The following is a 12,086-nucleotide window of genomic DNA, read 5'->3' as shown; positions in this document are numbered from 1 at the left end:
GGCCGATGCTACGGCGCGCGGGGGCGCCCGGCGGCAGGCGGGTGCTCGCGCGGCCATCCGGGTGACGCCTGCGCGCGGTGCTGTCCCGGGGCCCGGCCGCGGCCCTACTGTGCGCGCGGGGGTCGCGGCCGGCGTGACCGTGACCGAGGGGGTTCTGTGCGAGCTCGACGACGCGTGCGTGGCGTGGCGGGGGTGATGGCTGCGGCCGTCGCGACCGCCGGACTCGTGGTCGGGGGGTGGACGGCCTCCGCCGCGCAGGCCGCGACGCTGGCCCCTGTGACGGTGCGCGTGCTCGGCGCGGACGGTGCGCCGCCGTCGACCCCGTGCAGCATCACGCTCGACGGCGACGTGTCGGTGACGGAGCGCCTCTCCGGGAGCACGAACGCCTATGCGATCACGCGTGCGGACGGCACGGCGACGCTGCACGTGCCGCCGGGCACCTACACCGGCCAGGCGTCCTGCTACGACGGCGTGTCCCAGACGGTCCCGCTCGGGGCGACGGTGACGGAGGCGGGCGCCGATCTCGGCGACGTGCGGCTCCTCGCGCCGGTCACGATCGCCGGGACCGTCGTGCGGTCCGACGGGTCGAGGGTGCCCAACGCCAGCGTTCAGCTGCGCGCACTCGACGGGACCTTCTCGGGCGGTTTCGCGACGATCGACGGCGCGTTCACCGGCCAGAACGTGCCCGGCGAGTACGACCTCGTCGTCCGGCCCATGTCGGGGTCTCAGCTGCGCCCGTCCACGACGCGGATCATGGTGGGCGCCGGCGGGCTCTCGGGCGTCGTCGTCACGCTGCCCGCGTCGGCGCCGATCACCGGCACGGTGACCGCAGGCGGCGTTCCCGTGCGGGGCGTGTCGGTCTCGGTCATGCCGTTTGATCTGGACACGGTGGTGGTGCGCAACCACCCCAGCGCGGCCGACGGATCCTTCCTGCTCGACGGCCTTGCGCCCGGCACGTACACGTTGAGCTTCTCCGGCGTCGAGGGCTACCTCGGTCAGCAGGTCGTGGTCACCGCACCCGCCACCGGTGTCGCCGTGGCGCTGCCGTCCGCTGGGCGGCTGAGCGGCCGTGTCGCGACGGCGGACGGTGGCCCGCTGCCCGAGTGGGCGGAGGTGACTGTGGACGACTCCGAGGGCGGCGGCAACCGGACGGCCGTCGAGGGGGCCGCCTTCGACCTCACGTGGCTCCAGGCCGGCGCACCGCACGCCGTGGGCGTCAACCGCCAGAGCGGGCGTTCCGCGTACGCCGGGCGCTACTACGCGGGCGACGGCCAGCTCGGCGCGGCCACCCGTGCGGCGGCGGCGCCGGTGGTGCCCACGCCCGGCGGCGTCACGATCGGCACGACGGTCCTCGACCGGTGCGCCTCGGTCTCGGGCCGCGTCCTCGACGTCGACAGCTACCTCGCAGCGCTCCCGTTCTCGGGCGTAAGCCTCCAGGCGGTCGTCTTCAACGACGACGACCCCGATCTCGTGACGCGTACTGCCGAGGTCGCGCCGGACGGCTCCTTCACCGTCCCCGGCCTGCTGCCGGGACGCTACTACGCCGCGATCAACGTCAACGCCTACGACTGGGAGGACGGGCGCAGCCTCTCCTTCTCGGCCGACGACTTCTACCTCGGCGCCGACCCCGCCGACGGCGCCCTGCCGCCGCTGGACGTCCCGTCGTGCGCCCCGGTCGCGGGCGTGAACTTCAACGTCGAGCCCGTGCCCGCCGGTCCGACGGACGTGGTCTCGGTGACGCCGGTGCGGCTCGTGGACGACGGCGCGGTGGCGGGCTTCGGTCAGGCGCGGTGCGCGTCGGTCGCCGGTGCGGGTGCGCCTGTCGGCGCGTCGGGCGTGATGGTCAACGTCGCGTCGGTCTCGCCGCGCGCCGCGGGCAACGTCGTCCTCTTCCCGGACGACGGCACGCCGTCGCCGACGCCGCCCGCGGCCGGTGTCTCGGTGAACTTCGAGCCGGGTCGTGACGTCGCGAACGCGGCGTTCGTGAAGATCGGCGCGAACGGGCGGATCTGCTGGTACTCCCAGTCGTCGGCGCCGTCGCGGGTCGTGGTCGACGTCGTCGGCTTCACGATGCCGGACTCCGGTGTCACGCTCGCGCCGTCGACGCGACTGCTCGACACCCGCCCGGGCGCCGACCACGTCGGCGACATCGCCTCGGCGCTGAAGGCGCGCACGGTCTACGAGGTCACCGCGGCGGGCAGGGCGGGGGTCCCGGCCGACGCCAAGGCCGTCGTGCTCAACATCGCCGTCGTCAACCCGGCCGGCCTCGGCCACCTGCGGGTCTACCCGGCGGACGGCGCCAGCACGGCGCCCGACATCGCGTCGGTCAACTACGCACCGGGCACGACGAAGTCGAACGCCTCGGTCGTGCCGATCGGCGCGGGCGGCAAGATCGGCCTGTACTCCGACACGCTCTCGTCGGTGCCGACCAACGTCGTGCTCGACGTGACGGGCTACGTCGCGGCGGACGGGCAGACCTACCAGACGGTCACCCCGGAGCGCGTGCTCGACACGCGTGCCTCGGCGCCGGCCGGGCTGCGCCCGTTCGGGACGCTCGCCGCGAACACGGTCTACGCGCTCGACGTGCGGGGCACCGACGTCGTGCCGGACGACGCGACCGGCGTCGTCCTCAACGTCACGGCGATCAAGCCGTCGACGATGGGCAACCTGCGGGTCTACCCCGACAGCGACGGCACCGGCCTGACCGCGCCGCCGAACGCCTCGGCGATCAACTACATCGTGGGCCGGGACATCCCCAACCTCGTGGTCGTCGGCATCCCGGCGGACGGCAAGGTCGCGTTCTACTCCAACCAGGGCGCCGGCGGCACCGTCGACGTCGCGGTCGACGTCGTCGGCTACGTCACCTCGGGCACCGCGGTCGAGTGATCACGGCGCCCGCATGAGCACCGCGGCCTGAACCGCGCACGTCCGCTCCCTCGGTCCACGACCGGGGGAGCGGACCTGTGCGGGCTATCCTGTGGCGGTCCCCTCGCTCGAGAGAACGGCAGTCATGTCCTGCGCACCACGACACCCGCACGCCGAACGGGCGGCCGGGTGAGCATCCTCTCCGAGCTGCGGGACTCCAGGGAGCTCGTCGCCAACCTCACGCGTCGTGAGGTCAAGGGCAAGTACAAGCGGACGGTCCTCGGCCAGCTGTGGTCGCTCGCGAACCCGCTCGCGGCGATGCTCGTCTACACGCTCGTGTTCTCGTTCATCATCAAGATCGAGCCGGATGTCGGCGATCCGAGCGGGCTCGACATCTTCGCCGTCTGGCTGCTCTGCGCGCTGCTGCCGTGGAGCTTCTTCACCAACGTGGTGACCGGCGGCATGGCGTCGCTCGTGGGCAACGAGAACCTCATCAAGAAGGTCTACTTCCCCCGGTCCGCGCTCGTCGTCGCCAACGGGTTCTCGGCGTTCTTCACGTGGAGCACCGAGATGGCCGTGCTCCTCGTGGTGCTGCTCGTCGTGGGCTCCGCGGTGCTGCCGTGGCTGCCCCTCGTCGTCGTCGTCATGGCGGTGCTCTACGTGTTCGCGCTCGGGATCTCGCTGCTGCTCAGCATCGCGAACGTCTACTTCCGCGACACCCAGCACTTCGTCGCGATCCTGTTCCAGATCTGGTTCTACGCGACGCCGATCGTCTACCCGGGCACGCTCGTCTCGGAGCGGTCGGACCGCATGGGCCCGCTCTTCGGGTCGGTGACGCTCGAGGACCTCTACCGGCTCAACCCCATGGAGCGCTTCGCCGAGGTCTTCCGCAACCTGCTCTACGACAACCGGATGCCCGAGCTCGTGGACCTGCTCGTGATCATCGCGTGGGCGGTCGGGGCGCTGGTCGTCGGCGCCCTCGTCTTCACCCGCCACTCCAAGCGCCTGGCGGAGGCCCTGTGAGCATGTCGGCGATCTCCGTCGAGGGAGTCTCGAAGCGGTTCCGCGTCTACCACGAGCGCAACCAGACGCTGAAGGCCGCCGTGATGCGGCGCCGCCGCGCGTCCTACGAGGACTTCTGGGCCCTGCGCGACGTCGACCTGGAGATCCCGCACGGCAGCTCGTTCGCGCTCGTGGGGGACAACGGGTCGGGCAAGTCGACGCTGCTCAAGTGCCTCGCCCAGATCCTCTACCCCGACGACGGCCGGATCGAGACGCGCGGACGGGTGGCCGCGCTGCTCGAGGTGGGCTCGGGGTTCCACCCCGAGCTGTCCGGCCGCGACAACGTGTACCTCAACGCGTCGATCCTCGGCATGAAGCGGCCGGAGATCGCGCGGAAGTTCGACGAGATCGTCGACTTCGCGGGGGTCGAGCAGTTCATCGACCAGCCGGTCAAGAACTACTCCTCGGGGATGTACGTCCGCCTCGGGTTCGCCGTCGCGATCAACGTCGACCCGGAGATCCTGCTCGTCGACGAGGTCCTCGCCGTCGGCGACGCTGCCTTCCAGGAGAAGTGCGCGCAGAAGTTCGCGACCTTCAAGCGCGAGGGGCGCACGGTCGTCGTCGTCTCGCACTCCATGCCGTCGCTGCGCACCATGGTCGACCACGCGGCCTGGCTGCAGAAGGGCGTGCTCCGCGAGGTCGGGCCCGCCCAGGGTGTGCTCGAGCGGTACTCCGACTCGACGCACGAGAGCTCCGGCGCGACGATCGGCGGCCTGGTGCACATCGGCTCGGGCGAGGTGCGGATCCAGCGCGCCGAGGTGCTCCCGCTGACCGCCACCGACGAGCCGCTGACGGTCGGCGGCGGGCTGCGGCTGCGGCTGCACTGGAGCGCGGCGGGCCGCGTCGAGCGACCGGTCGTCGGGATCGCCGTCGAGGCGCTCGACGGCACGTACCTCGCGGCGACCAACACGCGTGACGCGGGCGACCCGGTCGACGTGCTCGAGGGCGAGGGCGTGCTGGAGTGCACGCTGCCGGACGTGCGCCTGCACCCCGGGACCTACTCCGTCATCGCGTCGGTCACGGACGAGTCGACGACGGAGCTGCTCGACCAGGTGCGTGACATCGCCCGGTTCTCCGTGGACAGCGGCGGCCGCTCGTGGTCGGGCGGGTACCTCGCGCTGCCCGCGAGCTGGGACCAGGTGGCCGAGTCGACGTCGGCGGTGGACGGGTGACCCCCCCCGCCGAGGAGAGGGTGGCCGGGCGGCGCATCCTCGTCGTGACGCTCGACCAGGTGACCGACCGCATGGCCGGTCCCGCCATCCGCGCGTGGGAGATCGCGCGACGCCTGACCGCCGAGGGCCACCGGGTCGTGCTCGCGACCTTCGGGCGGTGCGAGCGGCAGGGCGAGGGCTTCGTCGTGCAGCACGTCGAGGTCGACGACTTCCGCGCCCTCGTCGAGCGCAGCGAGGTCGTCGTGGTCCAGGGCTTCGTCGTCGCGACGTTCCCGTGGCTGCAGACGATCGACCGCCACCTGGTCGTCGACCTCTACGACCCGTTCCACCTCGAGAGCCTCGAGGTCGACCGGTACAAGCCGGCCAAGGAGCGGGACGCGAACCTCGCCTTCGCGCTCCGGGAGCTCACCGCGCAGGTCGCGCGGGGGGACTTCTTCCTGTGCGCGTCGCACCGGCAGCGCGACCTCTGGATCGGCCATCTCGCGGCGGCCGGCCGGATCAACCCGCTGACGTACGACGCCGACCCCACGCTCGCCTCCCTCATCCGCGTGGTCCCCTTCGGCACGAGCGACGTGCGGCCGGAGCGCCGCCGTCACGCGGTCAAGGGCGTCGTGCCCGGGATCGGCCCGGACGACCGCGTCCTGCTGTGGGGCGGGGGCGTCTACAACTGGTTCGACCCGCTGACGCTCGTGCGCGCGGTCGACCGCCTCCGCGAGACGGTGCCCGACGTCCGGCTGTACTTCCTCGGCATGAAGCACCCGAACCCCGACGTCCCGGAGATGCGCGTCGCGACGCAGTGCCGTGAGCTGTCCGACGAGCTCGGGCTGACCGGGACCCACGTGTTCTTCAACGAGGAGTGGGTCGCGTACGAGGAGCGTGCGGACCACCTGCTCGACGCGGACGTCGGCGTGAGCTGCCACTACCCCCACGTCGAGACCGAGTTCAGCTTCCGGACCCGGATCCTGGACTACCTGTGGGCCGGGCTGCCGATCGTCGCGACCGACGGTGACGCGTTCGCCGACCTCATCCGCGCCGAGGGGCTCGGCCGCGTGGTTCCCGCCGAGGACGTCGAGGCGTTGCGGAGCGCGCTCGAGGAGGTGCTCCTCGGCGACCGGGAGGCGCTCACCTCAGCCGTGCGGGGCGTCGCCGACCGGATGACGTGGACGCAGGTGCTCGAGCCGCTCGTGGAGTACTGCCGGGCGCCCTACCGCGCGGCGGACGCGGACCGCGTCCACGCGCATGCGACCCGGCGGCCGGCGCTCACGCCCGGCGCGGCCGCGCGCGCCGTCGTGCACCACCTCCGGGTGGGCGGCGTGCGCCAGCTCGCCGCCAAGGTGCGGTGGCGCTGGCAGACGCGCTGACGCGCGGGCTCGACGCGTGACGGCGCCCCCGGAGCGGGGCGCCGGCGCAGGCGACGTCCCTCCGCGTCTCAGCGGCGACCGGTGACCCGGCCGACGGCCGACCGCACGCCCCGTGCGACGCGGAGAGCGCGGGACGAGCGCAGCAGGGCGAGCTCGTTCTCCCGCTCCTCGAGGTCCGCGCGCGAACGGGCCAGATCGGCGTCCAGCCGCTGCACCTCGGCCTCGAGCCGCTGGATCGTCGTCACGTGCTCCTGCTCGCGTCCGAGGATCGCCCGGTCGCTGTAGTGCCCGCCGAGCGCGACGACGGGGTCGATGCGCTCGGTGACCGGGCGGCGGCTGCAGAGCAGGAAGAAGTACAGGAACTGCTCCGGCTCGAGCGGCGCGAGGTTGACCAGCGGGAGGTCGAGGGCTCCCTCGCGGCGGAAGTCCTCCTCGGTCGAGACGGCCACCGCCTTCCACGTCGCCTGGAAGTACTGCTCGACGTGCGCGAAGTGCTCGCCGACGAGCTCGAGCAGCTCGTCGAGCACGAACTCGTGCAGGTGGAAGTGGTTGCCCTCGGCGAACTCGAGGTCGTTGGGCGTCGAGATCACGGCGAGGCCGTCCGGCGCGAGCACGCGGTCGATCTCGCGCATGAAGGCGCGGTAGTCCTCGATGTGCTCGATGGTCTCGAACGTGATGACGACGTCGATCGAGCCGTCCTCGACCGGGATCTGCGTAGCGTCACCCTGGCGGTACTCGAGGTTGTCGGCCCCGTAGGTCGCGGACGCGTACGCGACGGCCCGCTCCTCGCGGTCCACGCCGATCACGGACGCCGCCGTCGCTGCGAGCAGCTGCGACCCGTAGCCGGAGCCGCTGGCGATGTCGAGGACCCGCTTGCCCCGCACGAGCTCCTGCGCGACGAGGTAGCGCGTGTAGTGCTCCGCGTAGATGAGCCCGCCCTGGTGGAACGCGGGGATCATCCGCTCGCCGTCGTCGTCGAGCAGTCCGTCCGGCTGCATCGGCAGCGTTCCTTCCGTCGTCCGCAGGTGGCGCCTGGCGGGCGCCGGCCGGTCGGTTCCCGAGCACGGCGGAGTGCAGCCTACCCGCCGGCGTCAGACCCCGGTGCGGTACTGCGGGTGCGGGTCGAGCATCCGACGCAGGCCCCAGCGCCGCTCCAGGTGGTCGCTCTCGCTCTGCTCGATGTGGGCGCTGCGGGTGCTGCTCTCGTAGTGGTGGAGCACCGCGAACGGCGTGCAGACCACGTCGAGGCCACGCGCACGCACCTTGAGGCAGTAGTCGACGTCGTTGAAGTTCAGCGGGAGGTCGGGGGAGAACCCGCCCACCTGCGCGAACAGCGACGCGCGCGTCAGGAGGCAGGCCCCGGTGACCGCCGAGTAGTCCGTGTCGAGCACCTTGCGGCCGAAGGTGTCGGGCGCGTCGGCCTCGAAGATCAGGTTGTGGGCCGGCGTGCCCGAGTCGGTGAAGATCACGCCGACGTGCTGGATCGTCCGGTCCTCGAACAGCAGCTTCGCCCCGACGACGCCGACGGTCGGCTCCTGCGCGACCGAGACCATGCGCTCGAGCCATCGCGGCTCGAGCGCCTCGGTGTCGTCGTTGAGGAGGAGCAGGAGCTCGCCGGACGCGAGCCGCGCACCCTCGTTGACCGACGTCGAGAAGTTGAAGGCGCCCGGCACGGGGGCGTGCACGAGGCGGTCGCCGAGGAGCTGCCTCGCGTCGTCGACCACCTCCGGCGGCGTGTGCTCGCTCGTCACGAGCACGACCTCCCACCTCTCGTACGTCGTCCGCTCGACGAGCGACCGCAGCGCCCGCTCGAGGACGACGCCGTCCTCGCCGCGGATCGTGCGGCGCCCGCCGGCCGTCGGGATGATCACGGAGACGAGGGGCGGGTCGTCGACGGCCCACCAGACGCGCACCCCGGGGGCCACCTCCGCGGGCTCGACGGTGCCCGCGCGCCCGCTCCGCGCGACGACGTCACCGACGGCGCGCAGCGCGCTCGCGCGCGTCGCCTCGTCGGCGGGCGGAGGGACGGGGCGGGAGACGGCCACGACCGGCAGGTGCACCACGCGGTCCGCGGCCTCGGTGACGCGCAGCTGCAGGTCCCACTCCTCGACGCCCGTCATGCCCGGCCGGAACCCGCCGACCTGCGCGGCGAGGGCCGTGCGCACGAGGCACAGCCGCCCGAGGTACGGGTAGCTCCGGTGGTGGTGGGGGAGGAAGTCCGGCTTGGTGGCGATCCCCGCGGCCCCCTCGCCGGGCCACTGCTCGTCGGTGTAGAGGACGTCCGGCCGGTCCTCCGCCTCCAGCAGCACGGCGACGGCAGCGAGGGCGCCGGGCTCGAGCTCGTCGCCGGGGCCGAGGACGCCCAGGACGGTGCCGCGCGCGACGCGCCGGGCGGCCTCGAGCAGGTGGGCGGTGAGGTCGGTGGTCGGCAGGTCGACCGGGACGTCGACGGCGACGTGGCGCACGCGGGCGTCCGCGCCACGCTCGTCGGTGCGCCCGGCCGGACGCTGGCCCGACCGGGCGGCGGCGAGGTCGTCGACGGGCACGCGCGGCATCGCGACGACGAGCTCCCACCGACGCGAGTCCTGCCGCAGGGCCGAGGCCACCGTGCGCCGTACGGCCTCCTCGTCGCCGGGTCGCCCGGCCACGAGCAGGCTGACGAGGTCGGTCATCCGCGCAGCCTGCGGTACACACGGCCCAGCCGGCGGCGCACGCCGCGCAGGACGCGGCCGGGCGTCCACGCGGGCGCGGGGGAGTCGTGCTGCACCGCCGCTCGCAGGCGCCGGATCTCGTCGTCGCGCTCCGCGATCGCGAGCCGCTGCTCGGTGAGGATCCGGTCCCGGAGCCGCACGGCCTCACGGAGGGCGTGGCGGTCGGCGTCGGCGCGGTGGACGCGGTCCTCGAGCACCCGCACGGCGTTGGCCCGCGTCCACTCGTCCTCGGCGTCGCGCGCTGTGGCGTCCGCCGAGGCGAGGGCCCGGTGCCAGAGCGCGAACTCCATCGTCCCGTTCTCGGCAGGCATGCGGCGAGGCTAGCGCAGGTGTGACGGCCGTCGTGCGCACACGGCCATCACGTCGCACGCACACCACTCCCACGGGTGGTCCGTGCCGCCCCACCTAGACTGCAGGGATGCGCGTGGTCCAGGTCTCCGCCCACTACCCGCCCAACTTCACCAGCGGAGGAACCCTGGTCCCGCAGCGTGTCGCGCGCGGGATGGCCCGGCTCGGGCTCGAGTCGTTCGTCTACGCGGGGCACCTCGACGACTCCCGGCCGCCGTTGACGACGTGGCAGGAGGACGACGGCGCCGGCGTCACGGTGCGCTGGGTGACGACGACGCCCTGGACGGCGTGGGACGACGAGAACAACTGGCACAACCCCGCCGTCGAGAGCGACTTCCGGGCGTGGTTGGACCAGGTGCGGCCCGACGTCGTGCACCTGCACTCCCTCCAGACGCTCGGCGGGTCCCTCGTCCGGGCAGCGGCCGAGAGCGGCGCCGTGACCGTCGTGACCATGCACGACTTCTGGTGGTTCTGCGCCCGGCAGTTCCTCGTCGCGCCCGACATGCGACCGTGCAGCCTCGTCGTCGACTGCGGGGGGTGCCCGTGCCAGGTCGACCACGCCTGGACCGTCGACCGGCTCCGCCGCCTCGCGCCCGACCTGGCCGCCGCGGACGTGGTCCTGGCGCCGTCGCGCAGCGCCGCGCGCGTGCTGGAGGCCAACGGCGTCGACCCGGCACGGCTGCGCGTGGACGAGAACGGCGTGCCCAACCCGCCCACCGACCGCGGCCCACGGACCGCCGACCCCACGCGGGACCGGTCGCGGGGACCCCGGTTCATGTTCGCGGGCGGTCAGGACCCGATGAAGGGGCTCCCGGTGCTCGCCGAGGCGCTGCGCGGCATGCAGGTCGACCTGCCGTGGGAGATCGACCTCTACGGCGCCGCGGGCGCCGCGGGCGTGCCCGTCTCCGACCGGGTCCGGGCCCGACCGCCCTACGCGCCCGACGAGCTGACGGCCGTCCTCGCGGAGCACGACGTGCTCGTGCTGCCGTCGGTGATGCGCGAGTCGCACTCGATCCTCACGCGCGAGGCCCTCGCCGCCGGGCTCGCGGTCGTCTGCACCGACACGCTGGGCCCGGAGGAGGCGGTCGAGCACGGGCGCAACGGGTTCGTCGTGCCGGCGGGCGACGCGGCCGCTCTGCGCGCGGTCCTCGAGCGGCTCGTGGCCGACCCCGGGCTGCTCGACGGGCTGCTCGGCCAGGGCTCGACGTCGCCCCTGCGGGACGCCGAGGACCAGGTCGCCGGGCTCGCCGAGCTGTACGCCGAGCTGCTCGAGGCGCGCGCGTCCGACGCCCTCGACGAGGCGGCGCTCGCCGAGGCCAGGGCCGGCCTGATGAGGCGCGTGCTGTTCGTCGTCGGCATCAACGGGGCGCCGCTGCGCTACCGCGCCCACCTCGCCGCCGAGGCGCTCGAGTCGGAGGGCGCCACGGTCGAGGTGCTCCACTACCGCGACCCGCGCCTGCCCGAGGCGGCCGGCCTCGCCGACGCCGTCGTGCTCTACCGCGTGCCCGCGACCGTGCAGGTCGCGGACCTCGTGCGCCAGGTCCGCGAGCGTGCCCGGCCCGTACCGGTGCTGTTCGACGTCGACGACCTCATCTTCGACCCCGAGCTCCGGGGCCAGGTGCACGGCCTGTCCGCGCTCACCCCCGACGAGGAGCAGCTGTGGTGGCGCGGCGTGGCGCGCTACCGCACGACGATGGAGATGGCCGACCTGTACGTCGGCAGCACGCGCACGTTGTGCGAGCACGCGACCCGGGTGACCGGCCTGCCGTCGCGGCAGTTCCGCAACGGCGTCGGGCGGGCGGCCGTCGCGGTCAGCGAGGCCGCGCTCGCCCGACCGCGCACCCCCGGGCCGCTGCGCGTGGGCTACTTCAGCGGCACCACGACGCACGACGCCGACTGGGCGACGGTCGAGCCCGCGGTGATCGCGGTGCTCCAGGACCGACCCGACGTCGAGCTGTGGCTCGGCGGTCACCTCGAGCCCACGCCGGCGCTCGCCGCGTCCCTGGGCGGCCGGGTGCGCCGCCTGCCGATGATGCCCTGGCAGGACCTCATGGGCGTCCTGCGCGACGTCGACGTCAACCTCGCCCCGCTCGTGGGCGAGAGCATCTTCAACGAGGCGAAGTCCGCGATCAAGTGGCTCGAGGCGGCGCTCGTCGAGACGCCGACCGTGGCCTCGCCCACGCAGCCCTTCGTCGAGTCGATCGAGCACGGCCGCACGGGTCTGCTCGCCGCCGACGTCGACGCGTGGGCGGCCGGCGTCGCACGGCTGCTGGACGACGACGTCGAACGCGCGCGCGTGGGTGCGCAGGCCCGGCGGGAGGCGCTGCTGTCGCTCTCGCCGCACGTCCAGGCGCGCGTCTACCAGCAGATCCTGCTCGACGCGGCGGAGCTCGTGCGCTCCGGGACGTCCCGGGCGACCGACTGGGAGCCCGTGCTCGACGACGAGCCCCTGAGCGCTGCCGACGCGTACGTGGAGCCCTACGTCGTCGATGCGCCGGCCGGGCCGGCGTCGCCCGCCGTGCGGCGCGTGCGGCAGCGAGCCGCCGCCGTCGCGCGCGTGTACCGGG

At 73.6% G+C, this 12,086-nt stretch carries 8 protein-coding genes; 5 read left to right on the top strand and 3 right to left on the bottom strand.

Annotated elements, in window-relative coordinates:
- Positions 1 to 195 precede the first annotated feature (195 nt).
- The 4 genes from ICW40_RS17975 to ICW40_RS17960 all read left to right on the top strand — a co-directional run bounded on the left by ICW40_RS17975 (position 196) and on the right by ICW40_RS17960 (position 6,460).
- A complete protein-coding gene (locus ICW40_RS17975; RefSeq protein WP_221655370.1) occupies positions 196 to 2,886 on the top strand; it encodes a carboxypeptidase regulatory-like domain-containing protein in 2,691 nt (896 codons plus the stop codon).
- 168 nt (positions 2,887 to 3,054) lie between these two features.
- Positions 3,055 to 3,888 (top strand): ABC transporter permease, encoded by an 834-nt coding sequence (locus ICW40_RS17970; RefSeq protein WP_221655369.1) that lies wholly within the window; start codon positions 3,055 to 3,057, stop codon positions 3,886 to 3,888.
- Between the two features lie 2 nt (positions 3,889 to 3,890).
- The gene (locus ICW40_RS17965) at positions 3,891 to 5,099 is read left to right on the top strand and encodes an ABC transporter ATP-binding protein (protein WP_221655372.1); all 1,209 of its coding nucleotides are present in this window, start codon (positions 3,891 to 3,893) and stop codon (positions 5,097 to 5,099) included.
- On the top strand, positions 5,096 to 6,460 hold the full coding sequence (locus ICW40_RS17960; protein WP_308121900.1) for a glycosyltransferase family 4 protein: 1,365 nt from the start codon (positions 5,096 to 5,098) through the stop codon (positions 6,458 to 6,460). Before ICW40_RS17965 ends, ICW40_RS17960 begins: the two co-directional genes overlap by 4 nt.
- Before the next feature lie 68 nt (positions 6,461 to 6,528).
- Here the strand turns inward: ICW40_RS17960 and ICW40_RS17955 are convergent, their stop codons facing one another.
- From ICW40_RS17955 to ICW40_RS17945, 3 genes are all read right to left on the bottom strand, one after another.
- Positions 6,529 to 7,458, bottom strand: coding sequence for a class I SAM-dependent methyltransferase (locus ICW40_RS17955; protein ID WP_221655368.1), 930 nt, complete (start codon positions 7,456 to 7,458; stop codon positions 6,529 to 6,531).
- 93 nt (positions 7,459 to 7,551) lie between these two features.
- Complete coding sequence (locus ICW40_RS17950) at positions 7,552 to 9,132, bottom strand: glycosyltransferase family 2 protein (protein WP_221655367.1); 1,581 nt, start codon at positions 9,130 to 9,132, stop codon at positions 7,552 to 7,554.
- Positions 9,129 to 9,482, bottom strand: a complete 354-nt coding sequence (locus tag ICW40_RS17945) for a hypothetical protein (RefSeq protein ID WP_221655366.1) — start codon at positions 9,480 to 9,482, stop codon at positions 9,129 to 9,131. Before ICW40_RS17945 ends, ICW40_RS17950 begins: the two co-directional genes overlap by 4 nt.
- Positions 9,483 to 9,589: 107 nt before the next feature.
- On the opposite strand from ICW40_RS17945, the gene ICW40_RS17940 reads away from it, so the two are divergent.
- Positions 9,590 to 12,086, top strand: a 2,497-nt coding sequence (locus tag ICW40_RS17940; protein WP_221655365.1) for a glycosyltransferase, incomplete at its 3' end; no start/stop codon positions are given.

Source organism: Actinotalea ferrariae (assembly GCF_019733465.1).
GTDB classification, from domain to species: Bacteria; Actinomycetota; Actinomycetes; order Actinomycetales; family Cellulomonadaceae; genus Actinotalea; species Actinotalea ferrariae_A.
This window is presented reverse-complemented; position numbering and strand designations above follow the sequence as displayed.